This is a genomic window from Alteromonas sp. HB246098 (genome assembly GCF_054890645.1).
Map to the genome: position 1 here is coordinate 302,710 of NZ_JBTZUG010000005.1, position 23,311 is coordinate 326,020.

Sequence of the window (23,311 nt, forward strand, 5' to 3'; positions counted from 1 at the left end):
TAGCGCACTAGGTATATAGATAGTACCTACTATTTACTGATTCAGACTAGCTAGTTTTTGACGCAGACTAATAGGAAAACAAAAAACAACACCCAGCCCGTTTCCTTGCATTAACGGGTCGTGTACAAACCAAGTTTGACCATCGTGCAGCTTCACTATTGCCGAGACAAGTGATAAGCCTAATCCATTCCCCTTGCTTGTTCTGCTGCCATCAGCGCGATAAAAACGACGCTCTAAATTTATAATCTCATGCTCGCCAACGCCTATTCCTGCGTCATTGACGGCAATAACAATATGGCGAGGTGTAGTCGTTAGCTGCACAGTAACCATACTATCCTCATTCGAGTACTTGATAGCATTGTCTAATACGTTAGCCACGGCTTGGAAAAGTAAGTTAGGGTCGGCAAGCATAGTCACGCTTTCAAGCTGACTGGACAGCTGAATGTTACGCTCCTCGGCTAGGGGATGATAAAGGTCGACCACGTCTTCTACAATAGCTCGGGCATCGGTACTACAGAAACCTTCTTTCTTATTCGTGGTTTCAAGACCGCTTATGCGCAATAAACTATTAAACATATTTAGCAGGTTATCTGCTTCTTGTGTAGTGTCTTCTCGAAGCTGATCGTCTTCAATTCTTTCTAGCGTGTTACGAAGCCTTGAAAGCGGTGTGCGCAGGTCGTGAGCAATACTGTCTGTGACTGACTTGATGTTATTGACCGAGCTTTCAATGGTGTCCAGCATTTGATTGAAAACGAAAGAAAGACTGCTGAGGTCGTCCCAATTGCTATCAATCTCTAGCCGCTCTTCAAGGTTGCCAGTCTTTATAATCTTATCAGCAGTTTGAGACATGCGGTTAATTCGATTGACCACATACACGGCAATAGCGAAGCTTAGAATACTTAAGGCACAAAGCAACACGACAATGATCCAGCTAAAGGTTTTGCCAAACCACTGGGCGCTATATAAATCATCGATACCACGCCCGACATAGAGGATATAGTCCCCAAGTACATCTTCCCTCATCAATGCTTGGCGCAAGGTTTTCCTTGATGAGCTGTTAGGCCGAGTAATAACAATTTCTGAAGTATCAAAGTTAGCCCCTTTGTGCCGCTCTAATACCAGTGGGATAGATGCTAAGTTTCCCGCAACTACTTGCTCATCTTTGCTCAGTACGACAAATGATCGCAAATGTTCGAATGAAGAAGAGGGTGTTTTTGCGCCAGAAGGAGGTTGGTTATTGTCACTTATAATAGCCGACTTAACGGCATCAATACCTAGGTTTTCATAAAGCGTTACAAGGGCGTTCGCTTTGGCATTAACGGCAGCATTAGACTCGGAAATGAACAAGTCGCTGCTCGTTAATCGCCAAAAATAAACAATTAAAACAATGGCAATACAAGCAAGAGTGGTGAGCAATACGCCTACGCGAAAACTAGAACTACGCGTAAAGTCGCGTATTGCTATCATGCAAGCCCGTCCGCTATGCGGTAGCCCGTTCCTCTTACCGTTTCAATAAGTGGCACATTGAATGCTTTATCCACTTTCTGACGCAGGCGGCTAATGTGAACATCAATCACGTTAGTTTGGGGGTCGAAATGATAATTCCAAACCTGTTCAAGCAACATGCTTCGCGTCACAACCTTACCTTTATGACGAAGTAGACATTCAAGCAGTTGGAATTCCTTTGATTGAAGGTCAATTTCTTGATCGCCACGCAATACTTTACGGTTAACCAAGTCTAGCGTGAGATCGCCAACCTTTATCAAGGTTTTGTCTTCGCCGTCTTTATTGCGTCCAGCCAAACCTTCTACGCGAGCAAGCAGCTCTTCAAAGGCGAAAGGTTTGGTTAGGTAGTCGTTGGCGCCTGTGCGCAGGCCTTTGACTTTATCTTCAACTTGGCTCTTAGCGCTTAGTAATAAAACAGGGGTCGTGTTACCTTCTTCGCGAAGCTTCTCAAGCACAGTGAAACCATCGAGTTCGGGTAACATTACGTCTAGGATTACCGCGTCTAGTTCGTTACTAGCAGCTTGTTGGTAGCCTGATGTTCCATCACCTACAGTAATACATTCATGCCCTTCACCCAATAGTCCATTTGCAATGTGCGAGGCAACCTTTGGATCATCTTCTACAAGTAGCACTTTCATTATCAGGATTCTTCTGTTTATCTACATTCACACACTTGTCTGGCGTTGCTGATACCTATATGCGGTATTTAACGAGTAGCAGGCGAGAACAAGCCGTCAAAAAGCAATATCGCTTTGGCTCTTTTACGAGCTATATGTCTTAAAACGATCACTTTTAAGCTTTTTCGCATGTAGCTAAAATTTGTCCTTGTATATAGAGCTTTTTATCCCTTTAAACGTTAGATTAAGGTGATAGGAAAGGTGCTATTTATTCGCGCTTTCAACCTATTCACCTTTGTCAAAGCGCATGCTTGGGTTATAAGGGGTAAAATGCTGCACATCTCCACGGGCACACTTCTTTTGTACGCCGTGCCAGTACTCAGGTGTCATTAAGTCGCCGTGCAATGACTTAAGTATATCTTTGAACTTTCGCTTACCAACGATGAAGTGCTCAAATTGTTCGGGAAATACGTCGTTAGGTGCTACTGAGAGTGTATCAATAGCATAGGGGTCATCGGATTTTGGCAACTCCCTGAAATTACGTTCGTTCATTAAACAAATTTCATCATAGTCATAGAAGATCACGCGACCGTGACGGGTAATACCAAAGTTTTTATGCAACATATCGCCGGGAAAGATATTTGCCATGGCAATCTGCTTAATACATAGACCCAGCTCATCAAGCGCACGGGTTATTTTTTCGTCGTCGGTTTCTTCTTGAAGGTATATATTTAGCGGCGTCATTTTTCGCTCAATATACATGTGTTTGATAATTAGCTCAGACTCTGTGAATTCTAAACTCGAAGCACACGTTTCCTTGAGTTCTTCGATTAGCTCGGGTTCAATTCTATCTAACGGAAACCTAAAGTTTACGTATTCGTGAGTATCAGCCATTCGACCCACACGGTCTGACATTTTTACTAACTTGTAGCATTCCTTAACGTGCTCACGGGTGATTTTTTTACTTTCAGCAAACTCGTCTTTAATGATTTTAAAAACAACGCCATAAGAGGGGAGATGAAAAACCATCATCACCAGGCCGCGAATGCCTGGCGCAGCTTCGAACTTGTCATCAGTCTCGTCCATGTGTGCTAAGAAGTTGCGATAGAAAACAGTTTTGCCGTGTTTGTAATGTCCCATCGACATATATAACTCAAAGTGTTTTTTATTCGGCAATAACTCTTGTAAAAAAGCGGCAACCTCGGCTGGGTTTTGCGTGTCGGCCATAAAATAGCTACGGGCAAAACCAAAAATTACGCTTAGATCTTTGCGGTCGGTCAGAAGGGCATCAACGAACATATGTGGCTCGTTGTATCTTCGCATGGCGATGACAAACGGCAGGGTTTCGTCAGGCATACAAATGCGACCAATCAAATAAGCCGCTTTACCACGAAAAAAAGTAGGCTTAAGGATCTCAACGGCTTGTACACTGGCTAGTTGCTCTTTGTTTAATCGTGCGCGCAAGGCCGTCTCGAGGTTTTGTAAGTCCCGTTCAAAGTTTTCAAACGGAATATTGTATCGATAAATTTTGAATATCGACTCGTACATCTCACGTACGGTAGTGGTGGTGTCAAAGCTGTTGACTACTTTGTCTCTATCTTGCCCAGGCAAAAAGCAGCGGCTAGGCAGAACAAACATCATGTCGTTGTCTATTTTTCTGTGCTTAAACAAGCGGCCAATCACTGAGTTATAAAAGGTTTCGGCCAATTCAAACTGCGGGTGGCCTTCAAGCTGTAGCGCAAACACTTTTTTAAGCTCTTGCCAGAAAGCATCATCTTTTTGGTGGACCTGAGTAAGCTGATAAATTTCGGCAACAGCATCTGACAGGCTTTGCTCATAAATGGTAATGCGCTCTTTAGAGGCTAGCTGAGTTTCTTTCCAATTACCCTTTTCAAATCTTTCTTGAGCGCCCCGTGTAATTCGGGTGAACCACCGGTAACTCTTATCGAAATGAGACAGAATCTGATAGGCAACTTTTCTCACCAAGTTTTTGTCCTGGCTTGCAGCTAACTCTTGCATAGGGATGTTTTCCTTTTTTATTACGTCTTATATCTACCACAAAACATGCTATCAAGAGAGGGGAGTTTGGTGTAGTTATCGAGTAAGTAGCCAATAATTCTATGTTTTTATTATTTTCTTATACTTTCGTTTAATGTATTCTAATGGTGGATTAGTAACCAATTATAAGATTGTAGTTGATGGGTTTTAATATTCTAATTTGTGACGATTCAGCGCTTGCACGGAAAATGGCTAGAAGTAACTTGCCTAGTGGGTTCGCTGAAGCTATTTATGAAGTGTCAAATGGTATGGACGCTCTAGAAGTATTAGCACATCATACTATTGACCTTGTATTATTAGATTTAACAATGCCTGTGCTGGGCGGTCTCAGCGTGTTGAGCGAAATTAAACGCCGCAAACTAGAGACTTTTGTTATTGTTATTTCAGGTGATATTCAGCCATTGATGCAAGAGAAAGTGATGTCATTAGGCGCATTAGGTTTTATTGAAAAGCCAATTAAGCGTGACGAACTTACGTCGGTTCTACAACGCTTTGGTTTCATTCTTCCCGATACTTATAAAGCGCCAATTGCGGTTTAAGAATTTAAAAAATGAAAAGGGCGAGCCATAGGCTCGCCTTTTTTATTTTCGCGATTTCACCGCTACAGGTTTGTAAAATACTGCTTAGTCAAACCAGTGGCGAGTTTTGTTTGCAAACCATACCAGTGAAAGCATAACGGGCACTTCAACTAATACACCCACCACAGTGGCAAGTGCAGCGCCGCTGTGTAAACCAAATAGTGAAATGGCTACGGCTACCGCCAACTCGAAAAAGTTCGACGTACCAATCATACATGCTGGCGCAGCTACATTATGCGGTAGTTTCATGCGTTTTGCGGCAAAGTAGGCAATAGCAAAGATACCGTAAGTTTGTATCAGCAGGGGTATCGCAATAAGCACGATATCCTGGGGCTGTGATAATATAGTTTCTGCTTGAAGGCCAAACAAAATAACAATAGTAAGCAGCAAGCCAATTACTGAAAACGGCTTAAATTTACTTACTAGCGCGTCGACCGCGTTATTTCCTGAACCTGCCTTCTGCGTGCTGTTGTTTTTATTTTCTAAGCGACGGCGAGTGATATAACCCGCTACCAATGGCAATACTACATAGAGGGCTACAGACAGTAGCAGCGTGTCCCACGGAACCGTGATGTCTGTTACACCAAGCAGCATAGCGGTAAGCGGGGCAAAGGCAACGACCATAATAAGGTCGTTAATTGATACCTGAACTAAGGTGTAGTTAGCATCTCCTTTGGTAAGGTGGCTCCATACAAAAACCATGGCAGTACAAGGAGCGACGCCAAGTAAAATCATACCTGCAATGTATTCAGTGGCAGTTTGCGGGTCTACCCAGTCGGCAAAAATACCTTTAAAGAATAGCCAGCCTAATAGCGCCATAGTGAAAGGCTTGATAAGCCAGTTAACCACAAGGGTTAGCACCAGGCCTTTTGGCTTTTTACCCACGTCTTTAATAGAGCCAAAGTCTATTTGCACCATCATTGGGTATATCATTAGCCAAATAAGTACTGCTACTACAAGGTTTACGTGTGCATATTCAAGCGCAGCAATAGACTCAAATAGGCCAGGCAAAGCATAGCCTAGGCCCACACCTGCAATAATGCAAAGGCCAACCCACACTGATAAATAACGTTCAAAGAAACCCATTTCTGCTTACCTTGTCTCAGTTTTACAACGATTTTTGATTAACACGTTTGCTTACTTCCTCTGCGCTTTCAACGCGCTCAGAGTAGCGATCAACAAGAAAGTCTTTGTTGTCGCGAGTAAGCAATGTGAATTTCACCAGTTCTTCAACTACATCCACAATGCGGTTGTAGTAAGGTGACGGCTTCATCCGACCATCGTCTTCAAATTCTAAAAACGCTTTTGCCACAGAAGACTGGTTAGGGATGGTTAGCATGCGCATCCAGCGCCCTAAAATACGCATTTGATTTACCGCATTGAACGATTGTGAACCGCCTGATACCTGCATAATGGCCAGCGTTTTGCCTTGAGTAGGGCGCACGCCACCAAGGCTAAGCGGTACCCAGTCGATCATACTTTTCATGATGCCGGTCATGCTGCCGTGACGCTCAGGTGAACACCAAATTTGACCTTCAGACCACATCATAAGCTCGCGTAACTCTTTAACTTTCGGATGTGAATCATCTTCAGTATCTGGCTGCGGCAAACCGCGAGGGTCAAAAATTTTGGCTTCTGCGCCAAAGTATTCAAGCAAGCGCGCTGACTCTTCTATAACTAGGCGGCTGTAAGAACGTTCTCTAAGCGAACCGTAAAGTAACAAAATGCGCGGCTTATGATCTGAAAACCTTGATGCAAAGTTAGCCATAATCGGCTTGTGCATTTGCTCCATTACTGCGTTATCAGAGGGGCTTTCAGCTGTTGATATTTTCTGTTCCATTGATTTACCTTTACTCTTTACTGGGCGCCTAATTTTGATAGCGCCTCTTTAAGCGCTGCTTTATCTAAGTGTTTCTCAGCAAGCTCTGCTAATGCCGCTACACGCTTTTCAATAATATCGATGGTGTTGTTGAACGCTTCGGCTTTTTCTTGTTCGCTACCTTCTAACTTTGACGGGTCTTCTAAGCCCCAGTGCACCTTAAGTGATTTGCCGAAATAAACGGGGCATGATTCACCCGCTGCTGAATCACAAACGGTGACAACCAGATCGGCTTCATAATCTTCAAATTCATCCCACGACTGGCTTTTAAGTCCGCTTGTATCAAATCCGCGCTCTGCAAGGTATTTAATAGAAAGAGGGTGTACTTCGCCGACAGGCTGGCTGCCCGCACTGCGCGCTTCTACATTACCGTTAGAGGCATTAGTGATGGCTTCGCAAAGAATACTGCGGCAACGGTTGTGCGTACAAATGTATAAAACCTTCATATAAAAACCTTATTTAATTGGCTGACGCTATTTTGAATAGCTATCAAAAAGTTGAAAAAATATTGAAAAATAGAAAACTGGCGGCTTACCAAGATGCAATCATCACTATTGATTTGCACCACACTACGTAGGAGTTAGCAATTCTCGCAGGACAATTTCGCTAATGGCTCATCAATGTATGCACTATTATTGGACGCCGTGTTTTTGATAACGTCTAGTGCCCAAGCAGGTAAGTCAGGGTGAAGTTGGTAATACACCCACTTGCCCTTGCGGGTATCTAGCACTAAGCCGCATTTTCGTAAATCTGCAAGATGTCGCGAAATTTTCGGCTGGCTTAGTTGAAGCGCATCGGTGAGGTCGCACACGCATAGCTCGCCTTTTACGCTAAGCATGAGTAGCGTCTTCAAGCGAGTGTCTTCCGACAGGCATTTAAAAAAAGCTAGGGGCGCTAATTGCGCGGGTTCACAACAATTCGACATAAAAATCATCACATATGAAATTTCGTATGTGATGTATCGTATATGAAATTTCGTATGTGTCAATGACGCATCTGAAATTTCATATATGTTTAATAGGGGGAAAGTGGTTTAAAAGCTAACTAAGGAAGTGCTTAAATTTATCGGCTTTCAGGAACGGCGGCCTCAAACGACATTGCTACTTGTTTACCGTTTACCTCATTGTAATGAGAAATAACGTCGTTCATAAACGCGTACCATGTAGGATTCGGGTGCCAAATAGCCATAAGGTCTGTTTTTGCGGTTTGTTCACTTTCACCCAGTACGTTAATTTTATAAAGGTAGGTAAAAGCAGCACCCCGCCAATTCAGTTTACAGTGAGTGAGTACCTTGTCCTTCTTAACATCTACGCTTTGCATAAATGCCGCGTAATTTAAAAAGTTAGCCAACGTAGGAGCTTCCCAATCAACGGGCACATTAAAGTAGTCGAGGCCTAATTCTGAGGTAGTTAAAATCTCACTCGATCGATTTCCTGGGATCAAATCTATAACGTGTGTCACCCCTTCCTCTTTCAGCAAAGAAAGGTGAGAGGCATCAGGCAAGCCTGAAGAGTACATAAAGGGCGCATTTTTTTGGTAGTTAGTAAGCGTCGATAGGGTAGGAATGATTTCCTTAACCTGCGTGTCGGTACTCGTTTTCGATGCTGTAGCGTGAGCGTTCACAGATGTACTTAAGCCTAGCCCTAAGCTGATACAAGCAGTGGTAACAATCAACCTAAATGTAGGCTTTTTAAACGATAGTGAATTTTTCATTCTTGTATCTATTGCTGGCTGGGGCTTTTTCATAATTTAGCGCTCAAGTTTAACACTGTTTAAAAGAGGCGTTGCTGTCACTTCTTACGTTACACATTTGATTGCGTGTTGTCCAAACGGCAAAGCCCACCTTTTGTGTTTAGCGGCCAGTTGACCTTTGATTTTAAGTAAAGGTCAACAAGCCCAAACACTAACATAGATAACAGCCGTTAAATTTTGAGTTAAGCCCTCAGCTTTTTACCGCCGTAGGCTTCAAAGAAGGCCTCTTCAGACTGGACGACTTTGGTTTGTATTTACAGTTAAGCCAGACTGAAAAAGGAACGCCTATAAGGGCAGGTAGAATCCAACTGGCAATTTGCAGTGACGGCGAGCCTTCAAATAATGCGCGTCCTCCAAAGGCAAAAAATGCGGTATATGCTCCAATACCAGAGCCAATGATATGCCCAATATGCTCAGTTACCCACGAACCTGCAACGATGTTTTTTTGATAAACATAGCGCGCAATGCCAATGGCATTTAACAGCGCGATAGGGGCAAAAATACAGGTTAACGTAATGCCGTACGTAATACCTTGATACAATGCAATAGAAGCTACAACAGTAAGCAAAGCGGGTAGCCACAGATACTCGACAGTACGCAGTTTCTCAAGATTTTGCTTCGCTTTAAGCGCCGCTACAGAATGCCTTACGTTGTTCCATACCAACAGGCTTAACATCAGCAAAAAGAGATATTGACCTCTAAGATAGGCAGTGAAATAAGCAACAGACTCAAAGTGCTCGGGCATTGTTGGGTAGATGACTAGCGGAATAAACAACACCATAGTAGAGCTGATAACGCCACTAATAGACGTAAATAGCATTGCTTTTATATAGTAACCACCAAATTGCTTGTGGGATTTTCCGCCCTTTTTCGTAAGACTAGGCACCCAAAACAGTAAAAGTGACAGAGCACCCGTTAAAATATGAAGCGTTACTATAAAGCCATGAATTGTTTGCATCTTGCTTTCCTTTGGCAATGAACAAAATTGTAGGCTTATAGTGATAACTTCACGAGATTGACAACAGTGCCAGAAGTCATGAAATAAAAAGTGACTTCTGGCCTATGCATTGAACTGTGTTTTTTGTCAAAGTAGCGCCATAAGAACGAAAAGATAAAGGTAGTCAGATACGAATGGACATCTCAGTCACTGCTCACAAGCAGATGAAAATGGGTATAGAGCACGCCTCAGCATGCATAACTTGGTTAGTGATAAGCTGCTCAGCGCTTTATTTTCTGATAAATCAGTTCTCGTTAGTGCATTGGCGTACACTATCCGCAGCAATTATTTTTATTACACTAGCGATTTGCTTTACCGTCATTAGTAAGCATCGAATGAACAATAGCTCAAGCCTTTATATTTTGGGCTTTATGTATTTCATTGCGGTTGTTAGCCAATTGGTTGTTCCTTATGTTTACCTCGCTATTTTCGTAGTGATGTGTTGCGCCATACTCCCTTATTACATGCCTTGGAAGCAGTGCGTTACCCTTTCCATTCCAATCTCCTTACCTACCGTTATTATTCAAAGCGAAGTATGGAATGAACAGTATGCGTTGTTAACTGGAGCGCTTTTTTGGACATTCAATGTATTCGCTATGATCATGTCGAACACGGCCATTAAAGAATCGAAAGCGCGAGAAGAAGCCGATGCGCTCAATCGACAATTACTGAGTACTCAGCAGCTAATGAAGCAGGCGCTTACTCAAGATGAACGCCTGCGTATAGCGCGAAACATTCACGATGTTTTAGGGCATCATTTGACGGCGCTTACCATCAATCTTCAAGTCGCGTCGAGAAAGGCGGATTTATTAGAAAGCTCTGAATCGCAAGCCATAAAGCAACACGTTGAGCAGTCCCACAGTATTGCAAAACTTTTGCTCTCTGATGTCAGAGAAGCGATATCTGACATCAGAGAAAATGCCGCTATTGATTTTTCATTAGCGGTAAACGCACTGATTAAAGACTTGCCTAGGCCGGCGGTAAATCTACACATAGACGATAATTTAACGTTAACTAACGTGCGAATTGCCGATTGCCTGTTGCGAAATATGCAGGAGGCGCTAACTAACGTAGTCCGCCATACACAGGCGCATTACTTTTCCATATCACTAACGCATCACAACGGGGCTTACAAACTACTAATGCAAGATAGTATGGTGCCGCATACTGCTGATAAGAAACTAAGTGACGAACAGCCAAGTAGCATAAAACTCTTCGACAAAGCATCATGTAGCCATGTAGAACGTATTCAAAAGGAGGCAGGACCAAGCGGATCAGACACTTCAAGCCATGTAGTCGCTGGCAACGGCCTTAGTGGAATGCAGGAACGGGTTCATGAGCTAAATGGAACTATCAGCTGGCAGCAAACCGAACAGGGTTTTCGCATCGCAATTCACATTCCGGAGGGCGAATGAAAACACGCCTTATTTTAGTTGAAGATCAAATGCTTGTACGAGAGGGCATTAAATCGCTCTTAGGACTTGATAACAGTGTTGAGGTTGTTGGCGAATATGAAAACGGACAGCAGCTTATTGACAGTGAAAACGCTTCAAATTGTGATGTGATATTGATGGATATACGCATGCCCCAGCTATCGGGTATTGATACTCTACTTGCGCTAAGTGATAAGGGGGTTAATACGCCGGTGCTAATGCTTACAACGTTTGACGATCATAAGTTGGTAAATGGCGCTATGCGCGCAGGAGCAAAAGGGTACCTGCTTAAAGATGTGTCGCTAGAAACCTTGGTAGACACTATTACACAAATAAAGAATGGTAAAACACTAATTCAGCCCGCAGTGACCGAAAAAGTGTTGCAAGGCTTGAAAGGTCTAAACGTAGAGTTTGAGTCGTTTGAAAATCCGGAGCCCCTTTCTGAGAGGGAAGTCGACATTCTTCGGTTAGTTGCCGCAGGTTATAGCAACAAGGAAATTGCGGATGCAATGTTCAAATCTACAGGAACGATAAAGAATCAGGTTTCATCGGTCATGGCCAAGCTTGGCGTAAGAGATAGAACAAGGGCCGTGCTCAAAGCGTTAGAGCAGGGAGTTATTTAGTTATACTTTTTTACAACATGCTAAAGAACAAGATACACAGGTTGGACCACTTGATAAAATATACTTATAGAATCGCGCGTAGATTTGGAGAAGTACATGAGCAAGTGGTTAGTAGTTTTATCTTTAGTTTTTGGTGTGAGTACGTCCGCTCATGCTAATTTAATATTAAACGGTAGTTTTGAAAATAACGATATTAGAAGTAATAGCTGGAAGGCCTTCAACGCTGGATCTGTAGACGGCTGGAGCGGCACAAACATGGAATTATGGGATAACTTTCAACGTTTAAACGCTTTTGATGGTAGCCAATACGCTGAACTAAATGCTAATGGAAACGGTGGTCGATATTCTATTTTTCAGACTTTTTCTACTGAAGCCGGAAATACTTACGATGTGTCGTTTGCCTATGCCGCACGACGCAGTGGAGAGAGTTTTCAGTTAGATATACTCAGTGATACTAACAGTGTTTTATACAGTCAGGTGTTTGACGATCATGCGATTAAAAGCTGGTCTGAATTCTACGGTGATTTTGTTGCACAGACTGCCCTGACTACTATTCGTTTCTCTACGATTAATACAGGAACCTATGGCAACTTTGTTGACGATATCGTGGTAACTGCAGCGCCTAGCTTTGCCGCAAGCGTTTCCAGTGTTTCTGTTTCTGAACCGGCAAGCTTAGCAATATTGCTACCTCTATCGGCTTTGGCGCTGATAAGACGAAAGAGAGCCAAGTAGATTTACATATATAGTAATTACGAAAAGGCCCGCAATTTTGCGGGCCTTTATTTTTTATACAAAAATAACTGCGCTTTGGCTCTAATGCTTATTTGTCCATATGCACAACAGAGCGAATGCTTTCACCTTTATGCATTAAATCAAAGGCATTGTTAATGTCATTAAGGCCCATGGTGTGAGTGATAAACTCTTGAAGGCCAAACTCACCGTTTAAGTATTGTTCAACAATACCTGGCAGTTCTGAGCGACCTTTAACGCCACCGAATGCGGAACCGCGCCATACACGACCTGTCACCAACTGGAATGGACGCGTTGAAATCTCTTGCCCTGCACCAGCTACACCAATGATTACAGATTCGCCCCAACCTTTATGACAGCATTCAAGGGCAGAGCGCATAACGTTTACGTTGCCGATACATTCAAACGAGTAGTCAACGCCGCCATCGGTCATTTCAACAATCACTTCCTGAATAGGCTTGTCGAAATTCTTAGGGTTAACTAAATCAGTTGCGCCAAGCTGCTTCGCTAGGTCAAACTTGCTTTCATTAATATCGATACCAATGATGCGACCTGCGCCTGCCATACGTGCGCCAATGATGGCAGATAGACCGATTCCGCCTAGGCCAAAAATAGCAACCGTGTCGCCTTCCTGTACTTTTGCAGTTTTAAGTACAGCACCCATACCCGTAGTTACACCACAACCAAGCAGGCAAACTTCGTCTAGCGGCGCATTTTTGTTTACTTTCGCTAGCGATATTTCAGGTAGAACTGTGTACTCAGAAAACGTTGAGCAGCCCATATAGTGATAAATTGGCTCACCATCTTTAGAGAAGCGGCTTGTACCATCTGGCATTAAGCCTTTACCTTGTGTTTCGCGCACCGCTTGGCAAAGGTTAGTTTTACCTGATTTACAGAACTTACATTCTCCGCACTCTGCTGTATAAAGAGGGATCACGTGATCACCCACTTCTACACTAGTAACGCCTTCGCCCACCATTTCAACAATACCACCACCCTCGTGGCCTAGAATTGAAGGGAATACGCCTTCAGGATCATCACCGGACAGCGTAAATGCATCAGTGTGGCATACGCCAGTTGCAACGATGCGTACAAGTACCTCACCTTTCTTAGGAAGCTCTACGTCAACTTCTTCCATTTTCAACGGCTCACCCGGGCCCCAAGCCACCGCAGCTTTTGACTTGATGTGCGTTTGACCTTCTTGCAACGAATCTTTAAACGATGTCATGTGATGACTCCTTTATCATGAATATACGATGATGTTTTATAGGCCAAAGTATAGGAGACGGATTACTAATGATAAATACAGTTTAAGTAAATTACTTTTGCATATTTGTAATAATTGAGTTTGGTAAATAAAATGTAGTTAAATAAACCAGCGCTGTGTTGAACAACGCTAAACTAACGAGTGGCGATAATGAAATATCTAGAAGGCATAGCTGAGTTTTGTGCCGTAGCTGACGTTGGCAATTTTACCGGGGCTGCGAACAAGCTCGACACGTCAGTGGCGCAGATAAGCCGTAAAGTCGCATCGCTTGAAAAGCAGCTTGGCGTTAAATTATTGCAGCGCACTACGCGAAGTGTTTCACTTACTGAAGCAGGTACACAATATTTTCAGCAAGTTTTACCCGCGTTAAAAGCGCTTGAAGATGCCCAGCTATCTGTAAGCGCACTTCAAGCGTCTCCTCAAGGGTTAATTAAGCTCACCGCTCCGGTCGCTTTCGGCGAAGCATTCATCGCGCCTCTGCTCAATACCTTTATGCAAAAGTATTCCGGCATTAGCGTGCAATGCACCTTTTCAAACGAAAAGCTTGATATTGTAGAGCAGGGGCTCGACCTGGCCATCCGCATTGGCAAATTAGAAGACTCGACCTTAGTTGCTAAAAAGCTGGCTACCCGACATTTATTTGTATGCGGAAGTAGGGATTATTTTAGAGAGCAAGGTCAGCCTAAAAGCATCGAGGAGTTAAAAGAACACTCGCTGCTGGTGGGGTCACAGCCATATTGGCGTTTACTTATCGATAATAAAATTCAATCAATTTCTGTACAGGGGAGAGTACGGTATAACAGTGGGAATGCCCTATGCAGCGCTGCGATTGCTGGTTTAGGTATTGCACAACTACCTGGGTTTTACGTGCGCAAAGCACTAGCCTCAGGTCAACTAATAGAACTGTTCCCTGAGTATAAAGACAAGCAAGAGGCTATTTGGGCGGTATTTCCTTCAAACCGAAATGTTGCACCTAAAATTAGATTGCTGGTGGATTTTTTAGCTCAACATCTCATATCAGACAGCTGACATGCTTGTTTAAAAATAGTGATCGAAATACAGCGCCTGTATCTAAGTATTCTTTAATAAAGGTGATATGCAGGTGATGAAGTGCACAATGATGAGGGGAAAATTCACGTACGTGGCGCCCGTGTACACAACTTAAAAAATATCAGTATCGATATACCTCGAAATGAAGTGGTAGTGTTTACCGGTGTATCTGGCTCAGGAAAATCTTCTTTGGCTTTCGGTACGCTTTACGCAGAAGCTCAGCACCGTTATTTAGATTCAATATCACCTTATGCCAGACGGTTAATCGAGCAGGTGGAAAAACCTGATGTAGACGCAATAGAAGGCTTACCGCCTGCTGTGGGTCTGCATCAGCGCCGGGGCGCCCCTTCAGTACGTTCTTCCGTTGGCAGTATCACCACGCTTTCTAATAGTCTGCGAATGCTTTATTCCCGGGCAGGCGATTACCCCGAGGGCCACAGCATTGTATATGCAGATGGTTTTTCCCCTAACACGCCTGAAGGTGCATGTGAACACTGTGACGGTATTGGAAAAGTTTTTGACACACAAGCGCATCGCCTTGTTCCCGACGACAGCCTCACTATACGTGAGGGCGCTGTGGCAGCTTGGCCTGGCGCGTGGCAGGGCAAAAATCTTGTAAGGGTACTGTTATCGTTAGGTATTGATGTTGATATTCCATGGCGTGATCTACCTCAAAAAACCCGTGACTGGATTTTATTCACTGATGAAATGCCTCAGTTACCCGTCTATCGAAACTATAATTTAGCGCAAACCCGAAAAGCACAACAAGAAGGTGAACCTGCCAGCTACAATGGCAAGTTTATCAGCGCGCGGCGTCATGTGCTCGATACTTTCAAAACGTCTCAAAAAGAGAAAATGAAGCAGCGAATTGCTCCTTTCATATCTGTTGAAGCATGTCCGGTTTGCAGTGGAAAAAAGCTCAAGCAAAATGCGCTAGCAGTGAAAGTTGACGATTTAGATATTATTGATTTTTCAAGGCTGCCATTACAGCAAGTTCACGAAAAGCTTCAGGCGTTAAGAAATTCAGTTGACGGCGATACGTCAGAGCGTGGTCAGGTAATACGCAATATTACGGGCGACATTATTGAAAGGGTGAAACCCATAATAGCGCTTGGGCTTCATTACCTTTCATTAGATAGAAGCACAACAAGTATCTCAGTAGGAGAACTACAGCGATTACGTTTGGCAACTCAGCTTAAATCGAAGTTATTTGGCGTTGTCTTTGTTATGGATGAGCCTTCATCCGGTCTTCACCCTCGCGACGTAGAAGGGCTTATTCGAGCGCTTCACACTATTACAGAAACGGGAAACTCACTGCTTGTTGTTGAGCACAATCCTTACGTTATCAAAGGTGCTAACTGGGTTGTAGACGTAGGGCCGAGAGCTGGAGTGAACGGCGGTGAGCTTGTTTACAGTGGGCCGGTTAAGAAGCTGGCAAGCATAAAAAACTCCCCAACGGCAGACTATGTTTTTAACAATAAAGCCCTAAGTCAGCGTATCAAACGTAATTCGTCAGGGGTATTACGGTTAAAAGACGTGTCTAGAAATAATGTCAGCCATGTTGATATTGATATTCCTCTTGGTGTGATGACCTGCGTCACAGGCGTTTCGGGCTCTGGAAAATCGAGTTTGATTAGCCAAGCATTGGTTGAGTTGGTCAAAGATGGTTTAAGTACAGCCGAGAAAGAAGGGAAGCGAGCGAAAGAAACGAGAGAAACGAAAGAACTGCTTACTGACGCCAATTCGCTTCTTGCTCAAGACGCTTTTTCGCATGAAAGTGAGCTGCAGCAAGGGCGAATTGAAAGCGGGCTTGAAGAGTTAAGCCGTATAGTTGTGGTGGATCAGTCTCCCATAGGCAGGACACCTCGTTCAACATTGGCAACCTATACCGGTATATTTGATCAAATCAGAAGTTTATTTGCTTCAACCGAAGCAGCAAAATTCCGTGGGTACGATGCGGGTCATTTTTCGTTTAACGTCGCAAAAGGGCGATGCCCACATTGTGAAGGTTTGGGTGTGGTATCGGTAGAACTACTGTTTATGCCGAGTGTTTACTCCCCCTGTACCGTTTGTAACGGTAAGCGTTTTAACGAAAACGTACTGGAAGTCGGTTACAACGAACACTCTATTGCTGATGTACTATCGCTTACGGTTGAAGAAGCGCTATCTGTATTTAATAGTAATCAAGTCATTACGCGGGGGCTTCAAACACTAATGAATGTAGGGCTTGGCTATTTAACCCTGGGGCAAAGTGCTACTGAATTATCAGGCGGCGAGGCGCAGCGCATTAAATTAGCGTCAGAACTTAAACGTGCTCAAAATGCTAATACCCTTTATGTGCTCGATGAACCTACAACAGGTTTACACCTTTCAGACACCTCGCTACTTATGCAGCATTTAACCACACTAGTTGAAGCGGGGAATACGGTGGTGATGGTTGAGCACAATATGCAGGTAGCTGGGGCTTGCGATCACATTATAGATATGGGGCCAGGCGCAGGTGATGAGGGAGGAGAAATCGTTGCAGAAGGTAGCCCAGAGGAGGTTGCTGAGGTCCAACAAAGTGCAACAGCCCCTTTTTTGAAGGCGAGTTTGGCCTAAAGAAAGGTTTCCACTGGATGAGTTCTGTTTGAATGATCTTAGAAATAAGCAGGTTTTAAAGCTATCAGAGTACTAGTAAGTCGACTAATAACAGCTTGAACTCGTATTTGTACCTTAAAAAGAAATATTAATTGAAGAGTGTTTCATATTTTGCAATACAGTGTGGTGAAAACTGCGGTTGACTTATAGACGTCTATACGGCAAATTGCTTGTATGAAAAAGATTCTACTTACTCGCACCACCATTATGTTAATTACCACCTTAAAAAGGGCGGTCGCTGACTAGTGCAAGTAAGCAAAAGACAACGAAAGCCCGCCTAACACAGAGCGGGCTTTTTTTTACACACGTTTTAGCATGCGTAACCTTAAGGAGCAGCATATGAAAGTCTTAAAGTTTGGGGGTTCTTCTCTAGCCGATGCACCGCGATACATGCGCGTTATGGAAATTAGCACGGCAACCCACCAAACCGACGGTGCTGCGGTTGTACTTTCTGCCCCCAAAGGGGTAACGAACGCGCTTTCACTACTTTGTGAACAAGCAGCCGCGGGTGAAGATTTCCAGCCATTATTCGATAAGTTGAACGACACGGTTACAGGCATTGCCAATGACCTAAACGATGAGTTCGACGGGTTTGAGCACGCAAGCGTGGTGGAATTTATCAATAGTCACTTATCAGTATTAAAACAGCATCTTGAAGGCATCAAGCTGCTCGGCGTTGCGCCAGACAATGTTGCTGCTGGTATTCTTAGCATTGGCGAATACATCTCGGTGACGCTTTTTAGCGCTATGCTATCGGCTAAAGGGATCGCAAATCGCGTTATCGACCCAGTTAAATATGTACTTGCCGAGGGCGATTACCTAGACAGTATTGCCGACGTATCGCTAAGTAAAGCACGTTTTACAGATGTACCTACCGATGGTAGCGAGTTTTTGATTATGCCAGGGTTCGTTGCCGTAAACGAAGCAGGCGAAAAAGTAACCCTAGGACGTAACGGCTCTGACTATTCAGCAGCTATCTTGGCGGCCTGTATCGACGCAAGCTGCTGTGAAATTTGGACTGACGTAGACGGTGTCTACAACGCTGATCCAAATCAAGTTGAAGGCGCGGTACTGCTTGATAAGCTTACTTATCAAGAAGCGATGGAGTTGTCTTACTTCGGCGCAAAAGTGCTTCACCCCAAAACTATCGGCCCAATTGCACAGCACCACATTCCTTGCCTGATCAGAAATACACTTAATCCAGCTGCACCTGGTACGCTAATCAGTAATGAGAAAAGCGAAGTGTGGACGTCGGTCAAAGGTATTTCACAGCTTGATAATGTCACTATGTTCAACGTGGCCGGCCCAGGCCTTAAAGGCATGGTGGGTATGGCGAGTCGTGTGTTTGAGGTGATGTCTAACGCTAATATTTCAATTAGCCTTATTACTCAGTCATCTTCGGAATATTCAATTAGTTTCTGCATTCAGAGCAAAGATGCCAGCCGTGCATTAACGTTACTTGAAGATGCTTTTGCGCTAGAACTACAAAACCAGCTGCTGGACCCTATTGAAGTGCGTCACGACTTGGCTATTGTTACTTTGGTTGGTGACGGTATGCGTCAAACTAAAGGCTTGGCAGCGCGCTTCTTTAACTCGCTTGCTCAAGCGCGAGTAAACAATGTTGCTATCGCACAGGGCTCTTCAGAGCGTTCTATTTCCACAGTAATCGAAAGCAAGCGTGCCAAGAAAGCGGTTAAGGTTATTCACCAGAATTTTTTCTCTGATCGCCATACCATAGACGTATTTCTAGTAGGGTGTGGCAATGTAGGAACCGAACTGCTTGTCCAAATTCAAAAGCAGCAGCCAGCACTTTTAAAACGCAATATTCAGCTGCGCGTTTATGGTATAGCCAATAGCCGTAAATTGCTGTTGAACAGTCAAGGTATTGATTTAAGCAGCGATTGGAATGCGGCACTTGACTCTGCAAGTGAAGGCTTGAGTGTAGAGCGTCTACATCAGTTCGCTAACGACAATAGTCTGGTGAACCCGGTGATTGTTGACTGTACTAGCCATGAAGCCATCGCTAATCAGTACGTCGATATGATGGAAAGCGGCTTTCACGTAGTAACGCCTAACAAAAAGGCGAATACTTCCGCTATGGCTTATTACCGTAAGCTGCGTAAAACGGCACTTACTACAAATCGTCAATACCTTTATGAGACGACAGTGGGCGCAGGTCTTCCTGTTATCGACAACCTACAAAAACTTTTCAGCGCAGGTGATGTACTGCATCGTTTTGAAGGTATTCTTTCAGGCAGTCTATCTTACGTATTCGGTAAGCTTGAAGAAGGCATGAGTTTGTCTCAAGCTACACAAACTGCCAAAGATAACGGTTTTACCGAGCCAGATCCTCGCGACGATTTAAGCGGTATGGACGTAGCGCGTAAGTTACTTATTATGGCCCGTGAAGCCGATTTAGAGCTTGAGCTTTCTGATATAGAAATTGAGTCGGTACTGCCTGCGGGATTTGCAGAAGACTGTTCTATCGACGAATTTATGCAGCAGCTACCTGAGTTAGATGCTGCAATGAATGAAAAAGTTGAGGCGGCTAAAGCGGAAGGCAAAGTGCTTCGCTATATTGGCAGCATTGAAGATGGAAAGTGCAAAGTTAGTGTACAGGCCGTACCTGCTAGCAATCCGCTTTCTCAGGTTAAAGACGGCGAGAATGCGCTGGCGATTAATAGTGACTACTACAGCCCTATTCCTTACGTAATCAGAGGATACGGGGCAGGTGGTACGGTTACCGCGGCAGGGGTATTTGCTGACATTTTACGTACTATGCCTTGGAAACAGATGGCTCATTAATGGCTAATTTAATTAGCTATGTCGCAAGCGAAGTAAGAGAAATTATATGAAAGCATTCAAGGCCTTTGCGCCGGCATCAATTGGAAATGTAAGCTTAGGCTTCGACGTACTTGGCGCGGCGCTTGCGCCGGTTGACGGCACCAAGCTAGGTGACGAGGTAGAAATAAAAGCGGCTGAATTATTTTCATTGGAAACAGTGGGCCGCTTTGCCCACAAACTTCCGGGTGATGCAGATAGCAATATTGTCACTAAGTGCTACCACTATTTTTGTGAGCAGATGGAAAAAGCGGGAAAGCTAACGTCTCCTGTTGCACTAACGCTACATAAAAACCTACCTATTGGTAGTGGTCTAGGTTCAAGCGCAAGTTCTATTGTGGCAGCGTTTGCGGCACTCAATGCTTACTTCGATACGCCATTTGATGAAGATACGCTACTTATTATGATGGGTGAGCTAGAAGGTCAAATAAGCGGTAGTATTCACTACGATAACGTTGCGCCATGTTACTTAGGTGGCATGACTTTGATGACAGGTAGCGACGCGCCGGTCACACTGTCTTTACCTCTTAACGATGACTGGTACTATGCAGTGTGCTATTCGGGCATTAGCGTATCGACGGCGGCAGCGCGTGACATCTTGCCTAAGCAGGTGGATATGGCGACGGCGCTTACCTTTGGCCGACAACTTGGTGTATTTGTTCATGCCTTACACGCGGGTAACTTTGACTTGGCGGCGTCGGTAATGAAAGATGTTATTGCCGAGCCTTACAGAAAATCGCTATTGCCAGGTTTTGATGAAGCTCGCGCGTTTAGCGAGCAAGCCGGAGCTCTAGCTTTTGGTATTTCGGGCTCGGGGCCTACGGTGTTTGCTGTATGTCCAAGCAAGGCGCAAGCGGAAGAAGTCGCAGCATATTTAACCGCGAACTACATTCAAAACGAAGATGGCTTTAGCCATGTGTGCCAAATACCAAGCCAAGGTACTATTATTTCTTAAAAGTCATGATTTCTTAAAGGCATATGATTTCGCAAAGATACATGACTTCTCAAAAGCACATGATTTCTTAAAGTCATAGTAATTTATAAAAATACTGTGATTTTTTAAAAGATTAAAAGGGCAGCCTATCTGCCCAACTATAAAGGTAACAGCAAGTGGAATTGGTAAATTTAAAAGATTCATCGGACACAGCAAATTTTGCCGAAGCCGTTAAGCGGGGCTTAGGTAAAAACCAAGGGCTTTATTTTCCAGAGCATATTCCCACTCTAGATAATATTGACGAACTGCTAGAAAAACCATTCGTTGAGCGCAGCATTGAAGTACTTCGCGCGCTTATTGGCGATGAGCTGAATAACGGCGAGCTAGAAGAGATTGTTCAAACCGCGTTTGCGTTTGGTGCGCCGGTTGAGCAGGTTAATGATAATGTCTACAGCCTAGAGCTGTTCCACGGTCCAACGCTGGCATTTAAAGATTTCGGCGGCCGTTTCATGGCGCAAACCCTTTCACGCATCAGCGAAGGCAAGCCAGTAACTATTTTAACCGCAACATCAGGTGATACAGGTGCCGCGGTTGCTCACGCGTTTCATGGTATCGATAACATCAACGTGGTTATCTTGTTCCCGAAAGGAAAGATTAGCGCGCTGCAAGAAAAGTTATTCACCACGCTAGGCGGCAATATTCATACTGTTGCAGTAGAGTCTGACTTTGATGCATGCCAATCCTTGGTTAAAACTGCATTTGACGATCCTGATGTACGCGAGGGTCTTCACTTAAACTCAGCAAACTCAATTAATATCAGCCGTTTGTTGGCACAAGTGTGTTACTACTTTGAAGCAGTAAGTCAGCTGCCTAAAGAGAAGCGCGACCAGCTTGTTATTTCAGTACCTAGCGGTAACTTTGGTAACCTGACTGCTGGCATGATTGCTAAATCCTTAGGTCTACCTATTAAGCGTTTTATCGCGGCAACTAACCTAAACGACACCGTGCCTCGCTACCTTAAAACAGGCGAGTGGGACCCTAAAGCGACTGTTGCAACTATGTCTAACGCGATGGATGTTAGTCAGCCAAATAACTGGCCTCGTATTGAGGCGCTTATAGAGCGTGGTTACATCGACAAGTCGTGTCTTAAAGGTGAGATGGTAGACGAAGAGTATACCCAGCTTGCAATGCGTCAATTAGCCCAACAAGGCTATACCAGCGAGCCTCATGCCGCTATTGCCTATCGCGTGGTAAGCCATGACTTAGAAGACGGTGAAATAGGTTTGTTCTTAGGAACGGCACACCCAGCTAAGTTCAGAGAGACAGTAGAAAACGTGTTAGGTAATCCTATTAGCCTACCTAAAGCGTTGGCTGACGTAGCGGGAGAAGACAGCTTAGCGGTTGACTTACCAGCGTCCTACGATGCACTTAAACAGCACATGATGGGCTTACTTAAGTAATGTCATCATCGGAGTTGACTTGGCAAAGCACGCTAGGTGATGAAAAGCAAAAAGACTATTTTGTTGAATTGCTTGAGCGGGTGAAAAACGCTCGTGGAGCGGGTAGTGTTATTTACCCGCCTCAGTCTGACGTATTTAATGCACTTAAATACACCCCGCTTGATAAGGTTAAAGTCGTGATCTTAGGGCAAGATCCCTATCACGGACCTAATCAGGCACACGGGCTATGTTTTTCAGTAAAAGCGGGCGTTAAGACACCTCCATCTCTGAAAAACATGTACAAAGAATTGTCAGCCGATATAGACGGTTTTAGCGAGCCTAATCACGGTACGCTTACGTCTTGGGCAGAACAAGGCGTACTCTTACTTAACACCGTGTTAACGGTGGAGCAAGGGAAAGCGCATAGCCATGCTAAATGGGGATGGGAAACCTTCACCGATAAGGTTATCGATGTGGTCAATACGCACTGCCACAACCTAGTATTTCTTTTGTGGGGAAGTCACGCGCAAAAGAAAGGTAAGCACATAGACCGTGAAAAACACCACGTTTTACATGCACCTCATCCATCTCCGCTTTCAGCGCACAGAGGCTTTTTAGGTTGTAAACACTTCAGCCAAACCAACCAATACTTGCTCGACAAAGGTAAAACGCCGATCATCTGGCAGATATAGCGTTAGCTTTTACACTAAGCATTTACACCCTGCTAGAAAGTAAAAAGGCCGCCTGTGTTACAGGCGGCCTTTAATTTATCTTTCCAGTGTTTCTAGCTCGTACTCGAAACCACAGTCGAGTTCGGCCAGTTCTTTTTCTAAAGCGTACCTATCGCGTAGCGCTTCGATTTCTCTCCACTTACGTTTTTTACTTTTGGTTTTTGCTGGGCTTGCTTCGATGTCTAACATGGCAAATAGATCTGATTTATCCACTGG

General features: G+C 44.1%; 21 protein-coding genes. 10 read left to right on the plus strand and 11 right to left on the minus strand.

All coding sequences use genetic code 11. The features are described 5' to 3' along the window. Positions 1 to 33 precede the first annotated feature (33 nt). The 3 genes from ACYTPF_RS13060 to aceK all read right to left on the minus strand — a co-directional run bounded on the left by ACYTPF_RS13060 (position 34) and on the right by aceK (position 4,142). Complete coding sequence (locus ACYTPF_RS13060) at positions 34 to 1,467, minus strand: sensor histidine kinase (RefSeq protein ID WP_461852516.1); 1,434 nt, start codon at positions 1,465 to 1,467, stop codon at positions 34 to 36. Next, positions 1,464 to 2,144, minus strand: coding sequence for a response regulator transcription factor (locus ACYTPF_RS13065; protein WP_179984338.1), 681 nt, complete (start codon positions 2,142 to 2,144; stop codon positions 1,464 to 1,466). Before ACYTPF_RS13065 ends, ACYTPF_RS13060 begins: the two co-directional genes overlap by 4 nt. Positions 2,145 to 2,408: 264 nt before the next feature. Further along, on the minus strand, positions 2,409 to 4,142 hold the full coding sequence (gene aceK, locus ACYTPF_RS13070; RefSeq protein ID WP_461852517.1) for a bifunctional isocitrate dehydrogenase kinase/phosphatase: 1,734 nt from the start codon (positions 4,140 to 4,142) through the stop codon (positions 2,409 to 2,411). 179 nt (positions 4,143 to 4,321) lie between these two features. Between aceK and ACYTPF_RS13075 the strand changes: the two genes are divergently transcribed. Then, complete coding sequence (locus tag ACYTPF_RS13075; RefSeq protein ID WP_025256222.1) at positions 4,322 to 4,720, plus strand: response regulator; 399 nt, start codon at positions 4,322 to 4,324, stop codon at positions 4,718 to 4,720. A gap of 84 nt (positions 4,721 to 4,804) precedes the next feature. Here the strand turns inward: ACYTPF_RS13075 and arsB are convergent, their stop codons facing one another. From arsB to ACYTPF_RS13105, 6 genes are all read right to left on the minus strand, one after another. Then, positions 4,805 to 5,845, minus strand: coding sequence for an ACR3 family arsenite efflux transporter (arsB, locus tag ACYTPF_RS13080; protein WP_461852518.1), 1,041 nt, complete (start codon positions 5,843 to 5,845; stop codon positions 4,805 to 4,807). A gap of 22 nt (positions 5,846 to 5,867) precedes the next feature. After that, the gene (gene arsH / locus ACYTPF_RS13085; RefSeq protein ID WP_442864428.1) at positions 5,868 to 6,542 is read right to left on the minus strand and encodes an arsenical resistance protein ArsH; all 675 of its coding nucleotides are present in this window, start codon (positions 6,540 to 6,542) and stop codon (positions 5,868 to 5,870) included. 74 nt (positions 6,543 to 6,616) lie between these two features. Continuing rightward, positions 6,617 to 7,084, minus strand: a complete 468-nt coding sequence (locus tag ACYTPF_RS13090) for an arsenate reductase ArsC (protein WP_461852519.1) — start codon at positions 7,082 to 7,084, stop codon at positions 6,617 to 6,619. Positions 7,085 to 7,218: 134 nt separating this feature from the next. Beyond that, on the minus strand, positions 7,219 to 7,572 hold the full coding sequence (locus ACYTPF_RS13095) for a metalloregulator ArsR/SmtB family transcription factor (RefSeq protein ID WP_461852549.1): 354 nt from the start codon (positions 7,570 to 7,572) through the stop codon (positions 7,219 to 7,221). A 128-nt stretch (positions 7,573 to 7,700) separates the two neighbouring features. Continuing rightward, positions 7,701 to 8,351: a protein-tyrosine phosphatase family protein gene (locus ACYTPF_RS13100; protein ID WP_461852520.1), complete on the minus strand. Its 651-nt coding sequence runs from the start codon at positions 8,349 to 8,351 to the stop codon at positions 7,701 to 7,703. Between the two features lie 229 nt (positions 8,352 to 8,580). Continuing rightward, positions 8,581 to 9,348, minus strand: a complete 768-nt coding sequence (locus ACYTPF_RS13105; protein WP_461852521.1) for a hypothetical protein — start codon at positions 9,346 to 9,348, stop codon at positions 8,581 to 8,583. 173 nt (positions 9,349 to 9,521) lie between these two features. On the opposite strand from ACYTPF_RS13105, the gene ACYTPF_RS13110 reads away from it, so the two are divergent. The 3 genes from ACYTPF_RS13110 to ACYTPF_RS13120 all read left to right on the plus strand — a co-directional run bounded on the left by ACYTPF_RS13110 (position 9,522) and on the right by ACYTPF_RS13120 (position 12,175). After that, positions 9,522 to 10,802 carry a sensor histidine kinase gene (locus ACYTPF_RS13110; protein WP_461852522.1) on the plus strand — a complete coding sequence of 427 codons (1,281 nt, stop codon included), beginning with the start codon at positions 9,522 to 9,524 and terminating at the stop codon, positions 10,800 to 10,802. Continuing rightward, the gene (locus tag ACYTPF_RS13115) at positions 10,799 to 11,443 is read left to right on the plus strand and encodes a response regulator (RefSeq protein WP_461852523.1); all 645 of its coding nucleotides are present in this window, start codon (positions 10,799 to 10,801) and stop codon (positions 11,441 to 11,443) included. The genes ACYTPF_RS13110 and ACYTPF_RS13115 overlap by 4 nt, the downstream gene beginning before the upstream one ends. Before the next feature lie 96 nt (positions 11,444 to 11,539). Then, positions 11,540 to 12,175 (plus strand): carbohydrate binding domain-containing protein, encoded by a 636-nt coding sequence (locus ACYTPF_RS13120; RefSeq protein ID WP_461852524.1) that lies wholly within the window; start codon positions 11,540 to 11,542, stop codon positions 12,173 to 12,175. Positions 12,176 to 12,263: 88 nt separating this feature from the next. Here the strand turns inward: ACYTPF_RS13120 and ACYTPF_RS13125 are convergent, their stop codons facing one another. After that, entirely contained in the window at positions 12,264 to 13,421 is a 1,158-nt protein-coding gene (locus ACYTPF_RS13125; RefSeq protein WP_461852525.1) for an S-(hydroxymethyl)glutathione dehydrogenase/class III alcohol dehydrogenase, read from the minus strand. A 189-nt stretch (positions 13,422 to 13,610) separates the two neighbouring features. On the opposite strand from ACYTPF_RS13125, the gene ACYTPF_RS13130 reads away from it, so the two are divergent. From ACYTPF_RS13130 to ung, 6 genes are all read left to right on the plus strand, one after another. Further along, positions 13,611 to 14,489, plus strand: a complete 879-nt coding sequence (locus tag ACYTPF_RS13130; protein WP_281716076.1) for a LysR substrate-binding domain-containing protein — start codon at positions 13,611 to 13,613, stop codon at positions 14,487 to 14,489. Positions 14,490 to 14,570: 81 nt separating this feature from the next. Continuing rightward, on the plus strand, positions 14,571 to 17,111 hold the full coding sequence (locus ACYTPF_RS13135) for an excinuclease ABC subunit UvrA (protein WP_461852526.1): 2,541 nt from the start codon (positions 14,571 to 14,573) through the stop codon (positions 17,109 to 17,111). 378 nt (positions 17,112 to 17,489) lie between these two features. Next, a complete protein-coding gene (gene thrA, locus ACYTPF_RS13140; RefSeq protein ID WP_461852527.1) occupies positions 17,490 to 19,955 on the plus strand; it encodes a bifunctional aspartate kinase/homoserine dehydrogenase I in 2,466 nt (821 codons plus the stop codon). A 46-nt stretch (positions 19,956 to 20,001) separates the two neighbouring features. Further along, the gene (gene thrB / locus ACYTPF_RS13145) at positions 20,002 to 20,946 is read left to right on the plus strand and encodes a homoserine kinase (RefSeq protein WP_461852528.1); all 945 of its coding nucleotides are present in this window, start codon (positions 20,002 to 20,004) and stop codon (positions 20,944 to 20,946) included. Positions 20,947 to 21,101: 155 nt separating this feature from the next. Next, the gene (thrC, locus tag ACYTPF_RS13150) at positions 21,102 to 22,385 is read left to right on the plus strand and encodes a threonine synthase (RefSeq protein ID WP_461852529.1); all 1,284 of its coding nucleotides are present in this window, start codon (positions 21,102 to 21,104) and stop codon (positions 22,383 to 22,385) included. Next, a complete protein-coding gene (ung, locus tag ACYTPF_RS13155; protein WP_461852530.1) occupies positions 22,385 to 23,056 on the plus strand; it encodes a uracil-DNA glycosylase in 672 nt (223 codons plus the stop codon). The genes thrC and ung overlap by 1 nt, the downstream gene beginning before the upstream one ends. A gap of 75 nt (positions 23,057 to 23,131) precedes the next feature. Here the strand turns inward: ung and ACYTPF_RS13160 are convergent, their stop codons facing one another. Beyond that, entirely contained in the window at positions 23,132 to 23,308 is a 177-nt protein-coding gene (locus ACYTPF_RS13160) for a DUF3545 family protein (protein ID WP_081765847.1), read from the minus strand. Between the last annotated feature and the right edge of the window lie 3 nt (positions 23,309 to 23,311).